The organism is Devosia indica (assembly GCF_003056405.1).
Taxonomy (GTDB): domain Bacteria; phylum Pseudomonadota; class Alphaproteobacteria; order Rhizobiales; family Devosiaceae; genus Devosia; species Devosia indica.
Genome location: NZ_PYVZ01000014.1, coordinates 67,970 through 88,516 on the forward strand (window position 1 = coordinate 67,970; position 20,547 = coordinate 88,516).

General features: G+C 59.2%; 19 protein-coding genes and 1 riboswitch. Of the genes, 6 read left to right on the plus strand and 13 right to left on the minus strand.

What is annotated here, in order from left to right; all coding sequences use genetic code 11:
* Nucleotides 1–10 precede the first annotated feature (10 nt).
* The 7 genes from DDE76_RS13965 to DDE76_RS13995 form a co-directional block, all read right to left on the minus strand.
* Complete coding sequence (locus DDE76_RS13965; RefSeq protein WP_157955807.1) at nucleotides 11–850, minus strand: DUF6544 family protein; 840 nt, start codon at nucleotides 848–850, stop codon at nucleotides 11–13.
* 75 nt (nucleotides 851–925) lie between these two features.
* Nucleotides 926–1,522 carry an SCO family protein gene (locus DDE76_RS13970; protein WP_104891413.1) on the minus strand — a complete coding sequence of 199 codons (597 nt, stop codon included), beginning with the start codon at nucleotides 1,520–1,522 and terminating at the stop codon, nucleotides 926–928.
* A 1-nt stretch (nucleotide 1,523) separates the two neighbouring features.
* Nucleotides 1,524–2,159 (minus strand): copper chaperone PCu(A)C, encoded by a 636-nt coding sequence (locus DDE76_RS13975; RefSeq protein ID WP_198650919.1) that lies wholly within the window; start codon nucleotides 2,157–2,159, stop codon nucleotides 1,524–1,526.
* Nucleotides 2,156–2,680: a YcnI family copper-binding membrane protein gene (locus DDE76_RS13980; RefSeq protein ID WP_104894686.1), complete on the minus strand. Its 525-nt coding sequence runs from the start codon at nucleotides 2,678–2,680 to the stop codon at nucleotides 2,156–2,158. Before DDE76_RS13980 ends, DDE76_RS13975 begins: the two co-directional genes overlap by 4 nt.
* Before the next feature lie 168 nt (nucleotides 2,681–2,848).
* A complete protein-coding gene (locus DDE76_RS13985) occupies nucleotides 2,849–3,547 on the minus strand; it encodes an anaerobic ribonucleoside-triphosphate reductase activating protein (RefSeq protein ID WP_245891940.1) in 699 nt (232 codons plus the stop codon).
* Entirely contained in the window at nucleotides 3,495–3,689 is a 195-nt protein-coding gene (nrdD, locus tag DDE76_RS20055; protein WP_104891416.1) for an anaerobic ribonucleoside-triphosphate reductase, read from the minus strand. The genes DDE76_RS13985 and nrdD overlap by 53 nt, the downstream gene beginning before the upstream one ends.
* A gap of 20 nt (nucleotides 3,690–3,709) precedes the next feature.
* Nucleotides 3,710–5,434, minus strand: coding sequence for a ribonucleoside triphosphate reductase (locus DDE76_RS13995; RefSeq protein ID WP_198650920.1), 1,725 nt, complete (start codon nucleotides 5,432–5,434; stop codon nucleotides 3,710–3,712).
* A 422-nt stretch (nucleotides 5,435–5,856) separates the two neighbouring features.
* Nucleotides 5,857–6,006: riboswitch (FMN riboswitch) on the plus strand.
* 41 nt (nucleotides 6,007–6,047) lie between these two features.
* Between DDE76_RS13995 and ribD the strand changes: the two genes are divergently transcribed.
* The 4 genes from ribD to ribH are packed head-to-tail and all read left to right on the plus strand — an operon-like array spanning nucleotide 6,048 to nucleotide 9,366.
* On the plus strand, nucleotides 6,048–7,145 hold the full coding sequence (gene ribD, locus DDE76_RS14000) for a bifunctional diaminohydroxyphosphoribosylaminopyrimidine deaminase/5-amino-6-(5-phosphoribosylamino)uracil reductase RibD (protein WP_245891942.1): 1,098 nt from the start codon (nucleotides 6,048–6,050) through the stop codon (nucleotides 7,143–7,145).
* A complete protein-coding gene (locus DDE76_RS14005; RefSeq protein WP_104891417.1) occupies nucleotides 7,126–7,734 on the plus strand; it encodes a riboflavin synthase in 609 nt (202 codons plus the stop codon). Before ribD ends, DDE76_RS14005 begins: the two co-directional genes overlap by 20 nt.
* Nucleotides 7,710–8,930 carry a 3,4-dihydroxy-2-butanone-4-phosphate synthase gene (gene ribB, locus DDE76_RS14010; protein ID WP_104891418.1) on the plus strand — a complete coding sequence of 407 codons (1,221 nt, stop codon included), beginning with the start codon at nucleotides 7,710–7,712 and terminating at the stop codon, nucleotides 8,928–8,930. The genes DDE76_RS14005 and ribB overlap by 25 nt, the downstream gene beginning before the upstream one ends.
* Complete coding sequence (gene ribH, locus DDE76_RS14015) at nucleotides 8,923–9,366, plus strand: 6,7-dimethyl-8-ribityllumazine synthase (RefSeq protein ID WP_104891419.1); 444 nt, start codon at nucleotides 8,923–8,925, stop codon at nucleotides 9,364–9,366. The genes ribB and ribH overlap by 8 nt, the downstream gene beginning before the upstream one ends.
* A gap of 259 nt (nucleotides 9,367–9,625) precedes the next feature.
* Here ribH and DDE76_RS14020 read toward each other — a convergent pair whose 3' ends face one another.
* The 3 genes from DDE76_RS14020 to DDE76_RS14040 all read right to left on the minus strand — a co-directional run bounded on the left by DDE76_RS14020 (nucleotide 9,626) and on the right by DDE76_RS14040 (nucleotide 13,922).
* A complete protein-coding gene (locus DDE76_RS14020) occupies nucleotides 9,626–10,258 on the minus strand; it encodes a tyrosine-type recombinase/integrase (RefSeq protein WP_104894688.1) in 633 nt (210 codons plus the stop codon).
* Between the two features lie 499 nt (nucleotides 10,259–10,757).
* Entirely contained in the window at nucleotides 10,758–12,353 is a 1,596-nt protein-coding gene (locus DDE76_RS14025; RefSeq protein WP_157955808.1) for a serine hydrolase domain-containing protein, read from the minus strand.
* Nucleotides 12,354–13,094: 741 nt separating this feature from the next.
* Nucleotides 13,095–13,922: a sensor domain-containing diguanylate cyclase gene (locus tag DDE76_RS14040; protein WP_104891421.1), complete on the minus strand. Its 828-nt coding sequence runs from the start codon at nucleotides 13,920–13,922 to the stop codon at nucleotides 13,095–13,097.
* Nucleotides 13,923–14,374: 452 nt separating this feature from the next.
* Here DDE76_RS14040 and DDE76_RS14045 point away from each other — a divergent pair, with 452 nt between their 5' ends.
* Together DDE76_RS14045 and DDE76_RS19580 are read left to right on the plus strand one after the other, a co-directional pair.
* Nucleotides 14,375–15,568, plus strand: coding sequence for a hypothetical protein (locus DDE76_RS14045; RefSeq protein ID WP_104891422.1), 1,194 nt, complete (start codon nucleotides 14,375–14,377; stop codon nucleotides 15,566–15,568).
* 3 nt (nucleotides 15,569–15,571) lie between these two features.
* Nucleotides 15,572–15,751, plus strand: a complete 180-nt coding sequence (locus DDE76_RS19580) for a hypothetical protein (RefSeq protein ID WP_157955809.1) — start codon at nucleotides 15,572–15,574, stop codon at nucleotides 15,749–15,751.
* A 54-nt stretch (nucleotides 15,752–15,805) separates the two neighbouring features.
* Here DDE76_RS19580 and DDE76_RS14050 read toward each other — a convergent pair whose 3' ends face one another.
* From DDE76_RS14050 to DDE76_RS14060, 3 genes are all read right to left on the minus strand, one after another.
* Nucleotides 15,806–16,765, minus strand: a complete 960-nt coding sequence (locus DDE76_RS14050; protein WP_104891423.1) for a sensor histidine kinase — start codon at nucleotides 16,763–16,765, stop codon at nucleotides 15,806–15,808.
* A 75-nt stretch (nucleotides 16,766–16,840) separates the two neighbouring features.
* Entirely contained in the window at nucleotides 16,841–17,848 is a 1,008-nt protein-coding gene (locus DDE76_RS14055; protein WP_104891424.1) for a PAS domain S-box protein, read from the minus strand.
* 73 nt (nucleotides 17,849–17,921) lie between these two features.
* Nucleotides 17,922–20,468 carry an EAL domain-containing protein gene (locus DDE76_RS14060; RefSeq protein ID WP_104891425.1) on the minus strand — a complete coding sequence of 849 codons (2,547 nt, stop codon included), beginning with the start codon at nucleotides 20,466–20,468 and terminating at the stop codon, nucleotides 17,922–17,924.
* Nucleotides 20,469–20,547 lie beyond the last annotated feature (79 nt).

The window sequence follows — 20,547 nt, forward strand, 5'->3', positions numbered from 1 at the left end:
CAGGCTCTCTCTAGTAGAACTCGGCCTCGTCCATTTCCGCTTGGAAGAAGGGAATGTACTCACTGGTACCATAGTGATTGCCCATTTTCACTGAGCGGGGAATCGTGAACCCGCCATATCGCGCCTCCGCCTCGACAGTCCCACCAAAGGGTTGGAGCCGGAATTGCCTGTCGGGATTCTCGGCACTCCATCGCATAGACAAGACTTCGACAACAGAACCATCGTGAGCAAGCGTGAGCTCGATCGGTTCTATGCCGGTGGGAAAAGTCACGCGAGCCGAATTCGGACCTGTTTGCAGCCATTGCGCGCCGTTGGACGGCAAGAGGCTGGCAGGTGCCCAGATCGACTCCATTGCTGCGCGTGTCAGCGCCAACCGATTGAGATCCGATGAACCATGCTCGTTGACGACCGGGACGAGGGAGTTGATCCAGAAGCGCGTCCAAGCGTGGCCCCGCACCAAGGCATCGGAACCGGTTATCCGCAACGGACCCGAGGCCATGGTGGGGACCCATACGAATTCTGCCGGAGGCGACAGAACCTGGCGGGCCGACATTTGGTAGGTTTGCTGGTTCTGCCTATCGCCCAAAAGGAAGACCCCGCGCATCCGGAGCCGAACGGTGGTGCGAAGAGGCGTTCCTGGCTCGATGGCATTATCGAAATACCGTCTGGCCACTTCCGGCAGACCCGACACCATGACCGGATCGTAGACGCCAAGCGATGGTTTGGCACGTGAAACGAGCTCAGCAAAAGCGAGGTCAGTTTGCGAAGTCGAATGGCGATAGGCCCAGTAAGCGCCTAGAGTTGACGCAAAGATTGCCACGCATGCCAGAGCAAAGAGAACCTTCCACATGGTTCTACTTCCTCCTGTGCGAGTTCAGGTTTGGAGCCCCCGCCTTGGCGTCGCCGCTCGGCTCATGCTCCTTTGCTAGCGAGGTTGGGCCAAGAGCGACCTAAGCTTGGTCACTGCCGACTCCATTGGTTCGCGATAATTGATTGTCCCGGCGAATTCCCCTTGAGCATCGACCAGGAAAACCGATGCGGTGTGGTCGATGGTGTAGTTGCCGCCATCAAGTGGCACCTCTTGGTAGTAGACGCCCCAAGAGGCAGCGGCTTTGGCGACTTCCACCTCGGTTCCGGTGACGCCCACGACCCGCTCGGTCCAGCCGACATAATCTTGGATCAACTTAATCGTGTCGCGGGCTGGATCTACCGAGATGAACCAGGCATCCAGACCATCGCCCTCGGCACCCAATGACTCATACCACGCCGTCATTTCGGCCAACGATGTTGGACAGACCTCCGGGCAGTGGGTGAACCCGAAGAAGAGCATGGAGGGCCTGCCGACGAGAGTGTCTGCCGTAAAGGCTTCGCCCTGCGTGGTCAGGAGGGCGTAGTCTCCCCGTCCCAGTGTCGACGCCGTGCTATGGGCAGGTTCTGTCTCGAAGAAGTTGTGAACCATCGCCACGAGGCCAACGGCAACCACCGAGATCCATAGCGCCACGGTCCAGCCATGGGTTCGCATGCTAATGCCCCGGCATCTGATTTGCCGCCTTGTCAGCGGCCGCCCCGCCGGCGATCAATTCCACCCGGATCTCGCCGGCCTTCTCGAATACCAATGTGACAGGAACACGTTCGCCTTCGATGATGGGCTGCAACAACGACATGAACATCAGATGATAACCACCGGGAGCCAGCACGACCTCGCCTCCGGCGGGAATCTCGAGACCATCAGCGAGCTGGCGCATTTTCATCACGCCTGACTCCACCGCCATTTCATGGATTTGCGTCTCGCCGGAAATGGCCGCATGGGCAGAGACCAGACGGTCGACCTCGTCGCCGCTATTGACGATGGAGAGGAAGCCTCCCGCCACGGGTGCATTTGGCAATGTCGCTCGAGTGAAAGGTCCGAAGATCGAAATGTCGCCCACAACGACCGCTGGAACGCGATCGACAGTTTGCATGGCACGTTCCTGGGACAGGACCGGAACCGGTACCTGCATTGCGAGGGCGAGCGCCAAGCCCGCGAAAAATAGCTTGAGGGTCATTTGACTTCTCCGCAATTGAGGGTTTGATCCTCCGGTGCGAACATCGGAGGATCTTCGTTCTTTCGGTGCTTTCAATGAGGCGGCGGCCCACTGCTTGTCTGCACCACAACTCAATGGCTGTGGTGTTCTCCTTCGACCAGTTCCAGGCTCGGCGCCGGCATTTCGGCGTCCTCGGACCCTGTCGTGTCAATCCAGGCCTCCTCGCCATTGGCGCATTCCTGGATGGAGGGGAAGTAGAAGAGGCCGGGCTCGAGCGTGTCTGCAAAGGTGCCGCGGAAGACGAATTCGTCATACCACTCATTGGGCAGGTTGCCTTCCGACCAGACGATTTCCTTGACGCCCTCGGTCACTTCGGTGCCGTGGTTCATATAGGTTTTTTCATAGGGGCCGGTGACGGTCTCGAGCTTCCAACCGGCCTTGGGCATAGGCTTCACATTGTAGAAGCCTTCCGGAATTTGCACCCGCACGGTGTGGGTGGCTTCGGTGCCGCAGCCATGGGGCATGCGCTGCACGGCCTTGTAGCCGGCGCCGAGGCTGGCTTCCTGGACTTCCAAGGTCGAATGGGCAAATGACGGAGCAGTGTTTGCAATTAGAGAGGTGACGGCCACTATCGCAGGCAGGTAAAGGCGCTTCATCGTGGTCTCCATTTGAACACGCCGACACGAATACGCCTTCCAACCGGCCGCTCATTGACGCCGATCAACAAACCTGTCGCTTCGGAGTGTTGACCAAGTGAGCGGCGCTAACGGAATGAACTCCAGGACACCTTGTCGCATCACCTCCGCCAAGTAGCGGCAAGAATTCTATCTCTGTCCACTGTCACCGGAAACCAGGTTCAGGCTGTTAACAAGGTCGATATCGGCGCACCCATCTGGCCTGAACTTCTGGATGCGATGATCCTTGCCGCCGGCGTCGCTGACCTCGGCGGCGAGCTCGAGCAACTCTTCTTTACTCAGTAGATCCGGATGCACGGTGGTGCGCAGGTCATAGGCAACCCCGCTATCGAGCAACAGACGAAGGCTTCGCATGGCCTTGTTGCCACTGTGCCGCGCGCCCGTGATCCGATCGTATGCCTTCTTCGGAGCCTTGATATCAAACCCGACCCAATCCACCAGGGGAAGGATCTGCGCCAGACGCCCAGGATAGGGACCACCGGTATGCAGGCCGATGCGAAAGCCCATTGCCTTGACCTGCTTGATGGCGCTTTCCAGGTGTGGCTGGAGCGTAGGCTCGCCACCGGAGAACACAACGCCATCCAGGAGACCGCAGCGGCCCTTCAAAAAGGTCAACACTGTCTGCCAGTCGATCTGGGTATCGCCATTGGCGGGAATGAGATGAGGGTTGTGGCAATAGCGGCAGGCCCAAGGGCAGCCCTGGCAGAATATGGTGGCGACCAATTGGCCCGGCCAGTCGCAGGACGACAGCCGAGCCAATCCGCCGACGCGGATCTCAGTCAAGCTTCGCACTCGCTTCGCGGAAATAGCGACGTTCGCGGAACTCACCCTTCTTGCCCCGGTTGAACGAGGAGACTGGGCGATGATAGCCCATCACGCGGGTCCAGACCTCGCAGGGCTGGCGCTCGCTGTCGAGCAGGAGCGGTTCGTGGGAGCGGTTGGCGACGAGATCGGTTGGGTGGATGCTCATGACAGGTTCCTTTCGTGAGCTCAGTTGACGAGGGCGGAGCGTTTCTTGGCGATGCGCTCCTCATCGCATTTCGGGCAGAACTGGTGTTCGCCGGAAAGGTAGCCATGCGTCGGACATATCGAGAATGTCGGCGTGATGGTGATGTAGGGCAGCCGGAAGTTCTCCAGCGCGCGCCGGACCAGCTTGCGGCAGGCATCGCCGCTGGATAGCGCTTCGGTCATGTAGAGATGCAGAACCGTGCCACCGGTGTACTTGCACTGCAGCTCGTCCTGCATGGTCAGCGCCTCGAACGGATCGTCGGTGTAGCCGACCGGCAGCTGCGAGGAGTTGGTGTAGTAGGGATTCTCGTCCGTGCCAGCCTGCAGGATTCCCGGAAATCGCTTTCGGTCCTCCTTGGCGAAACGATAGGTTGTGCCTTCCGCAGGCGTCGCCTCGAGATTGTACAGATGGCCGGTTTCCTCCTGGTAGCCGGTGATGCGGCTGCGCACGTGGTCGAGAAGCCGGATTGCCAGCGCTCGTCCAGCATCCGTGGTGATGTCGTCCACATCCCAGGAGAAGTTGCGGACCATTTCGTTGAGGCCGTTCACACCGATCGTCGAGAAGTGGTTCTTCAGATCACCTAGATAGCGTTTGGTATACGGATACAGCCCGCCGTCGATGTGGCCCTGTATGACCTTGCGCTTTATCTCGAGGCTGTCGCGCGCCAGGTCCATCAGGTCGTCGAGCTGGGCAATGAGACCAGCTTCGTCGCCGGCATGAACGTATCCGAGCCTACCGCAATTGACCGTCACGACGCCCAGCGACCCCGTCTGCTCAGCGCTGCCGAACAGGCCGTTGCCGCGCTTGAGCAACTCGGTCAGATCGAGCTGCAGCCGGCAGCACATGGAGCGCACCATGTGCGGCTCGAGATCGGAATTGACGAAGTTCTGGAAATAGGGAAGCCCGTATTTTGCCGTCATCGCGAACAGTCGGTCGGCATTCGGACTGTCCCAGATGAAGTCGGGCGTGATGTTGTAGGTCGGGATAGGGAACGTGAAGACGCGCCCCATCGCGTCGCCCGTGGTCATCACGTCGATATAGGCCCGATTGATCATGTCCATCTCGGCCTGGAGCTCACCGTAGGTGAAATCCATGTCCTCCCCGCCAATGAAGGGAACCTGGTCCCGCAAATCCTGCGGGCAGGTCCAGTCGAAGGTCAGGTTGGTGAAGGGCGCCTGCGTGCCCCAGCGGGCCGGCACGTTGAGATTGTAGACCAATTCCTGGATGGACTGGCGGACCTGGGCGTAGTCGAGCCCATCCTTGCGGATGAAGGGCGCCATATAAGTGTCGAAAGAACTGAAGGCTTGCGCGCCGGCCCATTCGTTTTGGAGGGTGCCAAGGAAATTCACGATCTGCCCGACCGCGCTCGAGAAATGCTTCGGCGGACCCGATTCGACTTTTCCCGGGATGCCGTTCAGTCCCTCCTCGAGCAGCATCCGGAGGGACCAGCCGGCGCAATATCCCGAGAGCATGTCGAGGTCATGGATGTGGATGTCGGCATCGCGATGCGCCTTCCCGATCGCCTCGGGGTAGACATGGGAGAGCCAGTAGTTGGCGACGACCTTGCCGGCCGTGTTCAGGATCAAGCCTCCTAGGGAGTAGCCCTGATTGGCATTGGCATTCACCCGCCAGTCGGACTGGTCGAGGTATTCGTCGATGCTTGCGCGGATATCGATGTGAGGAAGGGTGGCAGTGGCTGAGGTCATGAATCGATTCCAAGTTGCGGTCTTGATCTACATCATGTGCCTCGATTTCAGAATGGATCAACATCTGGTGCCCACTCTTCGTAATCAACTTGGTATTTGATTGACGCAGATCAAACAGCGTCGCGAGGTTGCCACTTCGGTTGCGTTCCACGACCAATCATCTTGGGCGTTCCGTCGAAAGACCCCGACTTTGCAACCCAAGTGCACGTTTGCTCTACGAGCCGCCGGTCCGCTCCGAGTAGGGCATCCCGATCAGCGAACGTCTGAACAGGGGCGCCTTGCTGATCGGCGGGGCAGTTATCGTGCCGCTTTGCAGTCACAACCCGAATTCCACCTATAGCAAGCACAGGTGACAGGGCCTCACTGGTTACGCCTTTGTGCCCACTTGATCTTGCGGCCCGCGCTCCCTATTCAATGCGGATGAGTGTTCTCAGGGCGGGGTGCAATTCCCCACCGGCGGTAATTGTGTCTTTGTGCACATCAGCCCGCGAGCGCCCATCCTTCGGGATGGGGTCAGCAGACCCGGTGTAATTCCGGGGCCGACGGTATAGTCCGGATGGAAGAGAACCGATGATCGTCGACGCGCGCTTTCCGTTCACCGGACAGCGCGTGCTTGTCGTCATTTGCCCTGGAACGCGTCTTTGGTGACGACGGGACGGGCATGGACGAAAGCGCAGTTTACCCCAATCCAGACTTTCCGCCGCAGCCGATCCTGCGCGCCTTTGCGCGTGCCTTGGATCTGGCGCGGGCCCATGAAGGCGCAACCGCGCCAAATCCGCCGGTCGGTTGCGTGCTGCTTGACGCCAATGGGCGGGAACTGGCTACCGGCGCACATCGGCGGGCAGGCATGCCTCATGCCGAGGCTGACGCCATCAACAAGGCTCGCGCCGCCGGGCTTGCCGATAAAATCGACAGTGTCGTGGTGACGCTCGAACCCTGTAATCACCGCGGCCGCACGCCACCCTGCGCTGAGGCCATTCTGAGCACAGGCGCACGCCAGGTCTGGATTGCCTGCTGTGACCCCAATCCCAGGGTCACGGGCGGAGGCGCCGAACGCCTGCGCGCAGCGGGGCTCGATGTGCATATCTTGTCCGATCTGCACCACCCCCAGGCCGCTGTGCTGTTTGGAGAAGCCAACCGGCTGCTCGCGCCATTCGCAAAACGCGTCCGGACCGGACTGCCTTTCATCACCATCAAGCAGGCCATTTCCGCGTCGGGAAGCATGGTGCCGGCTGCCGGGCGCAAGACCTTTACCAGCGCTGCATCGCTGGACCTGGCCCATCGTCTGCGGCGCCGGGCCGATGCCATCCTGACCGGCTCGGGGACAGTGCTGGCCGACAACCCTCTCTTTACCGTGCGGCGGGTGCCAGACCATCCGGAAAAGCAACGCATGCTGGCCATTCTGGACCGGCGCCGGCGGGTCACCGAGACCTATCTGGATGCTGCCCGAGAGCGCGGCTTTGCCCTGCACCTGGCCGATGACGTGCACCACGCCTTGCAAGCGATTGGCATGGCGGGCGGCATGGAAGTGCTGGTCGAAGCTGGTCCGACCCTGACCGCGCATCTGCTCACAAGCGGCCTCTGGGACGAGCATGTCCTGATCGAACAGGCCGCCAATCCCGACGGGACCGACCGGGTAACCGTTCGGCACAACCCGGCTTCCCAAGCTTATTCACACGGAAAGGAAAACGATGTTCTCGGGCATCATTGAAAAACGCGCACGCGTCTCTCTGGCCGCGCCCAATGGCGGCTCGCAGGAGATCGAACTTGAGAGCGGCTGGCCGGACTTGTCGCTGGGCGAGAGCATTGCAGTCAATGGCGTGTGCCTGACGGTCACCCAATTCGATGGCGCCGGCCGCGCCCGTTTCTTCATCAGCCCCGAAACGCTGGCGCGCACCAATCTGGGTGGCCTCGCCGTCGGACAATACGCCAATCTGGAACGTGCGGTAACGCTCGACACGCGGCTTTCCGGCCATCTGGTGCAGGGTCATGTCGACGGACTGGCGCGACTGGTGGAGCGGGTCGAGGCCGATGGCGCCTACAAGCATGTCTTTGTGCTGCCCGACGCCCTTGGACGCTATTGCGTCGAAAAAGGCTCCATCGCCCTCAATGGCATCAGCCTCACTATCAATGACCTAGACCAGCGGGACGGGGGCGTTGCCGTGCTGGTGACCATCATCCCCCACACCTGGGAGCACACCAATCTCAACACCCTCGCCATTGGCGACGATGTCAATGTCGAGGTCGACGTCATGGCCAAATATGTGGAGCGCCTATGTCTGCCCTATCTCAAGCCCTGAGCCAGTTGCGCAATGGCGGCATGGTGATCCTGGTCGATGACGAGGATCGCGAAAATGAAGGCGATCTGGTCATTGCAGCCGACTTCGCGACACCTGAGGCGATCAACTTCATGGCCCGGTTCGGGCGTGGCCTGATCTGCCTGGCACTCACCGGCGAGCAGGTCGACCGGCTGGGCCTGCCCCAGATGGTGGCCGACAACCGGGCCCGTCGTTCCACCGCCTTCACCGTGTCCATCGAGGCCGTCGAGGGGATCACCACGGGCATATCAGCACATGACCGGGCCAGAACGGTTGCGGTTGCCGCCGATCCCGAGGTACGGCCCGCCGATATCGCCTCTCCGGGACATGTTTTTCCCCTGCGGGCCGCCGACAATGGCGTGTTGGCGCGCGATGGCCATACCGAAGGGGCGATCGACCTCATGCGGTTGGCCGGACTGCGGCCCGCCGGCGTGATCTGCGAGGTCATGCGGGACGACGGGCAGATGGCGCGGCGGCCCGATCTCGAGGTCTTTGCCCGGGAGCACAATCTTCCCATCCTCACCATAAGGGACATCATTGCCCATCGCCTCGCCAACGAGACCTGGGTGGACGAGGTGGCGCGGTCCGAATTGCCCACCGAACACTCGCCGGTCCCACTGGAGGTGCGCGCCTTCCGCAGCCGGTTGGACGGCACCGAGCATCTGGCACTAATCCGCAACCCCCTGGGGCGCACGCCGCTGGTTCGTTTGCATTCGGAGTGCCTGACAGGTGATGCACTGGGTTCGCTCAGATGCGATTGCGGACCGCAATTGCAAGAGGCCCTGCGCCAGATCGCCACTGGTGATGGCGGCGCCCTCATTTATCTACGCGGGCAGGAAGGGCGTGGCATCGGCCTTGCAAACAAGATCCGCGCCTATGCCCTGCAGGACCAGGGCCACGACACGGTGGAGGCCAACACGGCTCTGGGTTTTGCACCCGATGCCCGCGACTACGGGATTGCCGGGCAGATCCTGCGCGCGCTCGGTATCGAAAGCCTGCGGCTCCTGTCGAACAATCCGGACAAGGCCTTGTCGCTCGAACAGTTCGGCATCGATGTCACCAAGCGCGTGCCGCTCGAAATCCCGGCCAATCCCCATAACTGGCGCTATCTCGCGACCAAGCGGGACAAGTTCGGCCACACCTTCACCCATCAGGAACATGAGAACCAGAATGTCTGAAAGCACATATCGCCTTGCCCTTGTCGTCAGCCAGTTCAATCCCGAGGTCACCCACGGCCTGCGCGACGGTGCACTGGCCCATCTCGCCGAAAACGGCGTTTCGATTGCACCGGACCACGTCTATTCGGCGCCTGGCGCCTTCGAAATTCCACTCATCGCCAAGCGGCTGGCGCAATCGGGCTTCGACGGCGTGATTTGCCTCGGCTGCGTCATCAAGGGCGATACGGCCCATTTCGAATATATTAGCGAGGCAACTGCCCATGGCTTGATACAGGCCGGACTTGAGACCGGCAAACCCATCACCTTTGGCATTTTGACCACCTATACGGACGAACAGGCCATCCTGCGCAGCCGAATGGATGAGCACAACAAGGGCCGGGAAGCCGCAGCTGCCTGTCTGGAGGCTCTCCATACGATTGCGACCATCGCTCGATAGGCGGTCACCCATGATCGACCAGCGCCCTTTCCACCGCTCCGGTCTAGGTTATGTGAGGTGATAGCCGTCAGTCCGCTGGCGGGCACTTGCTAATGCCGGATAAATGGCAGGAATGGGCGCATCGGCGATGGTCCGGATGTGCTCATTGGAAGAGACGCGATCACGGAATTGCTGACTGTCCGGTTGCCGGTTTCGAGCCGGGATCGTGAGCCGCCGGCTTCATCTCGTGCGGCCTCACCTGCGGTGGGGCCGCTGATCGTCAGACTTCTGTGTGCTCCGCCAGTTCCAGTGCGTCTTCAACATCGACGCCCAGATACCGAACCGTATTTTCGATCTTGGTATGACCAAGAAGGATCTGCACAGCGCGGAGATTGCCGGTCGCCTTGTAGATGAGCGAGGCCTTGGTGCGCCGGAGCGAGTGTGTGCCATACTCCTCCTTGCGAAGACCGATTGCGGTCACCCACTCGTCCACCAGTCGAGCATATTGTCTTGTGCTCAAATGATCGTTCGGATCCGCCCGGCTGGGAAACGCGAAGTCTTCTACCGAGCCCCCTCGCCTTTCGAGCCACGCCAGCAAACTTGTTCTGGCGTCCGTTGTGATCTCGAACTGCACCGGTCGACCGGTCTTCTGCTGAATCACCATCGCCCGGGCGCGAATGTCATGACCTGTCACCAGTGTGCCGATCTTGAGCTTGACCAGATCGCAACCGCGCAACTTGCTGTCGATGGCCAGATCAAACAGTGCTCGGTCGCGCATCCGGCCCTCTCGATCCAGGAAGAACCAGATTGCCCAGATCTGCCGGACCTTGAGCGCCCGCTTGGCGCCGACTTGCCGACCGGCGTTCCACGCCGGCCGACCTCTGGCGGCGGGGTCATATTGTGAGATACCCATTTTCATTCTCCTTTGGCCAACATCGGCCAATCAGAGAACGATTAAGGCGAACAGTTAGTCGGCCAGCGCCGTTCAGCCTCGGGAGAACTACCCCCTGCCGCACAATTCTCCTCGGTAGCGCCTCCAGCGGGGCCGGAAGCGGATTGGCGGGTTTTCTAATGCCCAAGCGACTAAGCGGACATTAGCGCATACCGGATGAACCGGCGCCCTCGACCCTAACTAGACCTTGGATTCCTGCCCAGCGGAAGACAACTTTGAGCCCACACCTGCCGTGACTGTGGTCACTGTACGAGAAATCACATCACTTAACTGGCCGTCGTTGGCACCGAGCAAACCTGGGTTGGCAACTGCTTCACTCGAACGCCACGGGTTCCCGGTCTTGTCTCGGCGATCGCCCGAACTTTCGGGAGTACTCCCTCGAAAATCGCGCTCCATTCCGTGCCTGCAAGTTAGAGACGAAGCGGCCTACAACGCCGGGGTTATTTGTATTCTCTGACGACTACGGCCTGCGCGTCCACAGGCCTTGTCTGTAGCCATTGAGGTACTCGACTACGAACGATGCCGGCTCTCCTTGTACCTCTTCGAAGGTAAGAGAGGAGATGGAGCCATCCGGGGCGTTTTCATTTTGGGGTGCGACCGCAAAGCGATTCGGACCCCACGGCGTCATGGCTAGGGTGACCTCGGCGGGACCAAAGACGAATTCCAATCCGGACTCGACCTGTCTTATCTCCGCACCACCAAAATAAGGATTGTCGTAAGCGCCAACATACTCGCTCAATGTGCGCCCAACATCGAGATCCTCGGGCGGTGTTTGGCCAACGAGGTCGCCAACGGGAGTGAGATAGTTGGCGAGGATAGAATTGTAGCCGCCGAACCAGTCCCGGGTCACCTCACCGTACTGAACCAGCTCCAAAAATTGCGTGCTTATTGCCTCGGCGGCCCCAATGGGCGCCCCATTCGTAAGTACGACAATGCCGATATTGGCTGAGGGGATGAAACGCATATTGGTTCCCGCCCCCAGGACAAACGCGCCCGAATGGCTGAACGATGTACGGCCGTTGGCTTCTGTCCCCACATTGAATCCATAGCCGTAGAAGCTCGGCCGCGCAGTGATCAAGTGCGGCTGAGCGCTAAAAGCCTGGGGGCTCACTGCCGGAAGGAAACTGGCCTGGGTGAAGATTTCGACGCCGCCATATTGACCATTTGCAAGGAGCAGCTGCAGCCATTCGGCGAGGTCATTTGCGCTTGATGATGCACCACCGGCAGGAGCCTGCGCATCCGCGTCCCGCTCATAGAGCGGCTGGAATCTGCCTTCGACATACGCATGGAGGGCGGCGCGATTTTCCCGCGCAAGGAAGTCGCTGTAGCGGAAGCTTGATGAAGTCATACCCAAAGGTTGGAAAAGGACCTCGTCCGCCAACGTCTCCCAATCCTGGCCCGCTGCGGCTGCGATTGCCTCGGCGCCGATCGTGATTCCAAAATTCGCGTAGTGGTAAGAGGTTCTGAAGGCATCAAGGGACAAGAAACGGAGGCGGGAGATAATTTCGTCGCGCGAGTAACCGATATCCTCAAGATCGTCCCCAGCGGCCATTGGCAAGCCACTGCGGTGTGCAAAAAAGTCGCCGATGGTCGCGTGGCTCGTAACATAGTCGTCGGCCAGCCGTAGCGAAGGAAGATAATCCGTCGCTTTGTCGTCCCAGCCCACACGCCCAGAGCTAACCTCAATCGCCCCCACCGTTCCTGAGAGCGGTTTGGAGAGCGATGCAATCTGAAAGACTGTGTCTGCTGTCACAAGTTGGGGCTTGCCCAACTCTCGCACCCCGAAACCCTGTGAAAAGACTGTCTCGCCCCCGTGGACAACTGCAACTGCTGCACCGGGCACACCGCTGCGCTCCAGTATGTCTTCAACCAGTTCGGGCAGAGAAGAAAGTGCGAGGTCCAATCCATCGGCCGAAAGCGCAATCACATCTTCGGATGGAGAGTTTCCGACAACCAGCTGAACGGCCTGGGCTTGAGCTGGCAGGGATGCAAACGAAATCATCCATCCTAGGCCTATCGTTGCGCCAACCGCGATCATACGAAATGTATTGGTCATAGAAATCTGCTCCCACAAGGATTTACGTCTGAAGTTTGAACCACAAAGCATATCGTTCCTGGCGACAATCAACACTCTCGATCCAGAAAGAACCGGATTGCCCAGATCTGCCGGAACTTGAGCGCTCGCTTGGCGCCGACTTGCCGACCGGCGTACCACGCCGGCCGACCTCTGGCGGCGGGGTCATATTGTGAGATACCCATTTTCATTCTCCTTTGGCCAACATCGGCCAATCGGAGAACGATTAAGGCGAACGGTTCGTCGGCCAGCGCCGTGCAGCCCCTGGAGAACTACCCCGCCGGGCAATTCTCCTCGGCAACGCCTCCAGCGGGGGCGTCTGCGGTTGGTCAGGCTCTATCCTTCGAATTAGGTAGCTTCTGCCCTGACATTAGCCCCACCGCTGGGATGCCAGCACGCGCCCCTTACAACAGCATTTTTAGTGCTGCCGGATTACCCTGGTGAGCGAGCAAATCGGTTGCTGAAGCGGCACCAAAATAAAGGAAGAGTGCAGCACTGGCCCTTGACCGGCTCGGACCATCCTTGGCGACCATCAGCGCTGCACTCGAATGACACGTAATCAGGACGGTCGCTACTTACAATACGAAAGATAATCGCAATTCGTTGCCGCTGAGGACAGGAGAAAAAGCTCGGCCTTTTCAGACTGCAACCCGGTCTCGGCCTTCCTCCTTCGCTCTGTACAGGAGCTCATCAGCGCGTTTGAGCGACTGTTCAATGTCATGATCACCTGAAACTTCGAGAAGACCTGCTGAGAATGAATAACGCAGATCCGGGCGATCTGGGATCGGTCGGGAATTGCGGATAGTCGAGGCGATGTCTGATATGCGGGCGCTCAGCCTCATTCAGACCGCAGTGCGGCATAAACAAAATGAACTCCTCGCCCCCGATGCGCCCGAAAAGGTCGTTCAAGCGGATCTTTTTCAAGAATACTTCACAGAAGGCGACAAGTATTTTGTCGCCAATCTCGTGTCCATGAGTATCGTTGATTGGTTTGAAACGGTCGATGTCAATCAGTGCGATGCATGCTTGATCTCTGTCATTACTCCGAGCACGAGTCTCGCGCCATTCCTCAAGCTGCATCAGAACATACCGGCGATTGGGAACATCTGTTAGTTCATCAGTAAATGATGCTCGCAGGGCCATGTCACGTTGCTGGCGAAGAGAGCGCGTTCCCGGTCTCAGACGTGAAATGTCAGCGGCGATAAGCAACATCTGGCCATCGGGATACATCGTCTCTGTGATCCAAAGCCAGACACCGCCGTGCAGTTCGACTTCAAAAGCGCGATAAAGATCCGTTCCACGACGGGACTCGGCCGCTTTCAGCCACGATTCGATGTCGTCCGTCTCGATAACTGGACCTCGGTTATGCTTGAAATTGTCTCGCATGATTTCGGACCAGTGCACGCCCACACCACTGACGAAAAATGCCTCGCGAAAAGCGCAGTTCGCGTAGATCAAGCAGTCCTGCTTATCAAAAACGGCCACGCAATTTGGGGTGTTCTCGACGATCCCGGCAAAATCGAAGCCAACCAGATCTCCGTCCATCGACATTGTGCCAAGCTCCAATCGGTCGAAGAGGTGCTTTGATACCGCGGGAACCGTTTCGACTTCGTTAGAACGCGGAGTGACACTGCTCACAATTGGCGCGCGATCCGCCCGCCGAGGACCCTCTTGGCTGGAAAAAGGGGGTAGCCTCGGCAGGTTCCACAACCCGCGGTCGCGACTGACCGAGGCGACAAGCCACTAGGTTATTCGACGTCCGGGCTGCACGAAGGCCGGCCTGGCAACTTTTCTGCTAACCATTTCAGCACCCGACGCAGGTTTCCCAAACAACATACCCCTCGTTTCCCGGAGCCAATTGGTCGCGACTATCGCGTCAGAGTGCCGCCCAAGTCGTGAGCTGCGCGTGGGCGGGGCGATGAATGGCCGTCACTCAATCTTTCGCTCGCTGAATTGAAGTTTGGCGATTATGCTTTTTTCGAGTGGGGGGAGTTCAGAATCCGATGATCGTAGCGCTGCGAAATTCCGTCGCTGCCACGGGTTTGTCCATTGCCGTGTTGACGTCCCTGTCAACTGCGTCCACCGCAGACCAGGACTGGCGACAAATCTGCACGCCTGACGCCGAAGTGGAAATCCTTATCGGCGGTTCCTGGTATCGCGGTACCGTAGCCGGACCCGACATAAATGGGGAGGCCTATTGCGACGTTCTCAATACGAGCTACACCGGGCGAGACATGCACTTTTCCATGGCACCTGACCGCATGCGTGCTGTGCAGCTGATGGACGTTGCCGGCCCGGCCATTGGCCCGGCACCGACCATATCCGATGCCCTAAGTCCGGACTGGCATGACCTCTGCATTCCTGGTGACGAGGTCGAAATACTTGTTGGCAGTGCATGGTACAAGGGGATCGTCTCGGGCCCAGACGCCTTCGAGGATGAAGCCTGTGGTGTTCTCAACATCAGCTATAGTGGGCGGGAGATGCTTTTCTCAATGGCGCCCGACCGCATGCGTGCCGTTCACTCTTCCGCTGTCGACGCGGGCGGCAAGACCAAAGCTCTACCTCGCGCCTCGCAGACACTTGAGGCCAATCTCGCCCAGATTGGGGAGGCGTACCGAACAAACGTTGCCGCAGCCCGTCAACGTTATGAAGGGCTGACAGTGACCTTGTCTGGCACCCTTGAACGCGTGGGATCCGACTATGTCAGATTAACAGACGGGCCCTTCGGCGTAGCGATGTGCACTTTCAATGAAGCCGACAGGCACCAGCTTGCAGAACTGGTCCCCGGGTCGATGCTGACCGTACACGGCGACGACAGTTCATGGGGCTGGGATACTTTTCATTTGGTGGGATGCCGGGTCATCGGCGAGCAAGCGATGTCGTCACCGCAAGGCGCGGAACCCGCACCCACCTATGGCGGACTGCCAGTTGGTCGTTATGTCTGTCGCCAGTACATGACAACGATAGGCTGGATTGACCTGAATGAAGGGGTCTACGTCGTCAATGGTGTGGAGGGGACCTATTCGTTCGACACGGGTACTGGAGCTATTGTGTGGCAGGATGGCGCATATCGAGGTTGGCCCGCTCGGTTCGAATATTCACCAGCCGGCTCTGGGCACGCGCATGACGAGTACATCATTCGAATGACAGACGAGACAGACACGCTCCGCATCGATTGCTTCCTGACCTCGGAATAAGCGATGATCTGGCTCAAGGTTCTCTCGGTGACGGCGCTGATCGCCAGCGTTTGGCAAAGGTATCGCAAGCTGGGGCAGCCCATCATCCGCGGTGGAAAACGGTGGTGGCGACAACCAGACGGTCGCTACGCGCCCTGGCACGGCATTGTCCTCAAACGAGAAGAGGAATTGCCCCCAGAATAGAGCTCAGGATCTGGCCCTGCCCTGTTCAGACCGTGGCTGTTGGCGCCACAGCGCCTAGCGGCCTACCGCGGGACCGCGAACATTGAGGCTCCACAAAACACCATTTGGTCGAAACTCGAGTTTCACCTCGCCATCAAGCGCCCGCTCAACCATATCGACCATGACCACATGGCCGAAACCCTTGCGCTCCGGCGGGACGAGCCCTGAGGGCAGCGATTCATCCCATTCCAGTTTCCAGTTGGCATTGGACGCACCGGCCCAGACGATGCGCAGTCGGCCCTCGGGATGAGCCAGAGCACCATGTTTCAGACTATTTGTCGCCAGTTCATGCAACGCCATCCCGATCACCTGGGCATGCTGCGGGCAGACAAGAAAGGGCGCCCCTTCTACAACCACCCGGACATCCTCATCGGCGCCGATCGTCCGCAGCTGGCCCATGACAAGGTCTTCAAGATGAACCGAGGACCAATCCTGCGCCACCAGCAGATCGTTGCTGGCGGCCAGTCCACCCAGTCGCGCGGCAAACGTATCCAGAAATGACTCGGGTAAAGTTGATCGCGCTGTGCTCCGGGCAATGGCCTGCACCACGGCAAGCAGGTTCTTGGTGCGGTGGTTCAGTTCGCCCATCAGATAGCGCGACTGCTCTTCGGCAGACCGCTGGTCGGTGACATCGGTATTGACGCCAGTCATTCCCAGGAAGCGCCCGGTCTCGTCAAAGCGCGGATTGGCTTGGGTGCGCATAATTCGAAAGGTACCGTCGGCACGTCGATACCGTGCTTCCACAGTGAAAGGGGCGTGATCCTGCATGGCTTGGGCAAAGGGAGCTTGAAGCATCTCGACGTCATCGGGATGCAGGGTGGCGAACCAGTCAAAGGACCCCAGGTCTTCTGGATCCACGCCCCAGAATTTTCGGAGAGCCCGGTTCAAGAACAGGCAGCGACCGTTCTCGTCGCCCATCCACAACATGGCGGGCGTTGTCTCGGCAACAGCAATTGCGAGTTCATCATCATGCATTTGGAGGTTCGCCCGCCGCTGGACTGTCAATGCTTAAATCACATTATTCCGCGCTGCGGCAAGCTCAGAACAAGTCTAACGTCCCTGCGAGCCCAAAGGGTCGACAATCTGGGGCCCGAACGCGACATCGGAGGTGGTCGACACCGACCACTGCCACCCCGCGTCTGTAATCGCCAAAGTTGCAACGCCATTCAGGGAGAGCGGCGACACCTTGCTCAGTACGTCGCGGGCAAAGTCGTCGAGTTCATCCTTGTCGGAATGGAGGGCTTCTGACCACGAGAACTGAAGTGACTGATCGGCCTGATCGCCTACCCAGGTTACGACCACCTCACCACCCGCCACGTCTCTCAGTCGAAGCGCCGACCCCTCAAAAAGTTCATGGAGCGCCAGACCCAGAGCCTGGGCGGCGTTGGGCGATATCCGGAGCCTAGGCCCAGCGATGCTGTACCGCGCCTGGATCGGGGGTGGTACGATAGCCGCGTGCGCCAGAACCAGCTCGTTGAGATCGACACCCAGCCAATCGCCGCGCACGATCAGGTCCTGTGTGCGAGAGAGTGCCGCTATTCGCGCGGAAACCCTGCGAGCAAACTCAGCCGGCGGGGTTCTGGTGACCGATCGCCTGACCATAGCCTCAACGACGGCGAGCAGGTTCTTTGATCGATGATTGACCTCCCGCATGAGGAGCCGTTGTGTCTCACGCCCCCGACGCTCTTCCGTAATGTCTCGGGCAATCTTGGACACGCCCAGAATATTGCCTGCCTCGTCCTTGATCGGGGACACCGTGAGCGCGATGTCGATCAGCGTGCCATCCTTGCGTCGACGCCTGGTTTCGAAGTGGTCCAGGCGCTCGCCGCGCCGAATGCACCCAAGGATCAACTCTTCCTCGTCGTAGCGCTCGAGCGGGATGATTTTGAGGATGGATTGCCCGATCATCTCGTCGGCCGTGTAGCCGAAGGTGCGCTCGGCACTGGCGTTCCAGGAGGTCACAATACCGTCAAGAGTCTTTGAGATGATCGCATCATTGCTGCTCTCAACGAGGGCGGCGAGCCACGCCTCGTTGTTGATCGATGAGAACTTGGTCATGCTGGCCCAAAGGATTGGCGTGATCGCGCCCGATTTCGGACAATTCCTGGGCGCGCCATAGGTTCCGGTTGACCTAACGCGCCACCGCACTCCTCAGGTTGGTCGGGCCCAAGACCAGCTGTTTGGCTTCTTCGAATGGCATTGGTCGAGCGAAGAGATAGCCCTGACCATAGTCACACCCCCAGGCTGAAAGCTTCAGCGCCTCCCCCTGCGTCTCTATGCCTTCGGCGACAGTTTTCAGCCCAAGCGTTTTCGCCAGGCCAAGCATCGCCTGCACGATTTCCCCGCGGTTGGCATCTGTACCAAGGCCCGAGACGAAGGAGCGATCGATCTTGATCTCATCGACGGGTAGGGCCTGCAGATGAACCAGTGACGCATAGCCGGTGCCAAAATCGTCGAGCGATATGCCAACGCCACTTTGGCGCAGCTTTTCGAGATTGCCTATGACTGCGTCCCCCAATTCGTCCATCAGAACGCGCTCGGTGATCTCCAGCTTGATCGCCTCCCTTGGCAGAGCTCGCTTGTCCATCATCGCTAGGAGTTCAGATACGAACGCTGTGTTGACGAGGTTCTCAGTCGCAAGATTGATCGAAATCTGGCCACATAGGATGCCTGCGGCGGCGCAATTGGCCATATTCTCAATCACCAGCTGGGCCATGCGAATGCCAATGGCGTCAGCTAACCTGGGATCATCGAGTGCGTCCTTGATCGCGATAGGTGAGAGCAACCCGCGGTCCGGATGCCGGATACGGAGCAACGCCTCGAACCCTCGGACATGCTGCGTTTTGAGGTCGATCAAGGGCTGATAGAATGGCTCGATCCAATTGTCCCGCAGTGCGGACCTGGCCAGTTCCAGGGCCTCGCTTCGCCTGGAGGCGGCGCTTCGAATAGTGGGATCAAAGAGCTTAGTTCTGTTTTTCCCTGCGGCCTTGGCAGCATAGAGGGCAAGGTCGGCGCGTTTGAAGACCTCATCGGGGCTCTCGTCCCGCTTGCCCATGGCACAGCCAATGCTGGGGCGGCAGTTACGAGTCTTGTTGTTAGACTTCAAATAGGTGTCGAGCTTGGCTTCAATGGAATGGGCACGGTCGAGCAGGCAGTGTTCGTCGGAGATATGACGGCAGATGATTGCGAACTCGTCTCCACCGAGGCGTGCGACAAATTCATTGGGTTCAACAGTGCGCTGGAGATAGCGAGCAAACAGCCGGAGGACAGCGTCACCTGTCAAGTGCCCGTATCGATCATTGATCAGTTTGAAGTCGTCCATATCGAGTACCATCAACCCTATGGGTTCGGTGGTAGTGGTCAGGCGCCGCTTCAGCTCCTCCACAAATCGACGACGGTTCGGCAACTCCGTTAACTCGTCCTGGTAGGCCTGACGCTTGAGTTTTTCATCGGCCAGATACTGCTCGTGCACGTCTTCCACAGTGCCATACCAGAGCATGATTTTGCCCTGGGCGTCCCGACGTGGTGTGGCTCGTGCTCGGGCCCAACGATGTTGGCCGTCCTTCAGTCGAATACGATAATTGATGTCGACGGGGTTCCCTGTAGAAAGGCCCTCTTCCCAGCTTTCGATGGTCGGCCCCATGTCCTCTGGGTGCAGTGCCTGAAGCCAGCCATTCCCCAGGGCATCCGCCTGAGAAATTCCAGTCAACTCCGTCCAGCGAGATGACACGCTCAGAATGCGCCCTTGTGGGTCCGAGGTCCATGGAATCTGAGGATTCTGCTCAACGGTGTAGCGATAATGCTCTTCGCTCTCGCGCAGGGCATCGAGCATGCGGACGCGCTCAATTGCTAGCGACGCAAGGCCGCGCAGCCGGGTAAGCTCCTGATGTTCGACCGCTGTCGGCGAACGCCTGTCTCGAAAGTAGAACCCAAAAGAGGCAATAACTTCTCCACTCGAAGCAAAAACCGGTTTCGACCAGCAGGCCTGATAGCCGAGAGGCAAGACCAGGTCTCGCCAGCTGTCCCACAGGGGGTCATTGGCGATATCGGAACTGATCACATCGCGCCTCTCAAAGGCGGCCGTGCCACAGGATCCGACGCCGGTGCCGATCTTAATGCTAGGCACCGCGCTCATCATGGTTTGAGGCATGTTCGGCGCAATCCCTTCCAGGAATACGCCCTTTTGCTGATCTACCAGCAGTATGCTGCACGTTGCACCTGGTATCTGTCGTTCCGCTGCACGGCACAATTCGGAAAGCAGTTGGGGCAGCTCTACGCCGGAGATAACCATCTCCAGAATATTGCCTTGAGTGGCATCGCGGAGCTCCGTCGTTAGCCACTCATGGGCATCAATCGCGCACCCCACCCATTTGCCCTCCCCCACGTGCCGGACATTGAGGAGATGCCTATGGTAGGTGCCGTCGTGATGACGAACGCGCATTTCAGCCTGGACGTTTTCTGGCCCCATTGGGGACAGCGGAAGTTGAGCCCGGAATGCCGCTGCGTCGGCAGGATGGATACTGTCCAACCAGCCTTGTCCCAGCCCATTCTCCTGCGGGAGCCCCGTGAATGTCGACCACTGCGCATTGTTGAACTCAACGTTGCCGAGCGCGTCGCAAACCCAGACCAGGCCTGGAACTGCAAGAGTGAGGGTTCTGAAGAGTTCGCTATCGTTCATGGCTGTTCACGCATAACCGATGTAAATAGACCCCATTGCGGGAATTAAAACCCTCGTAGTAGCCGCCAAGTATCTACAA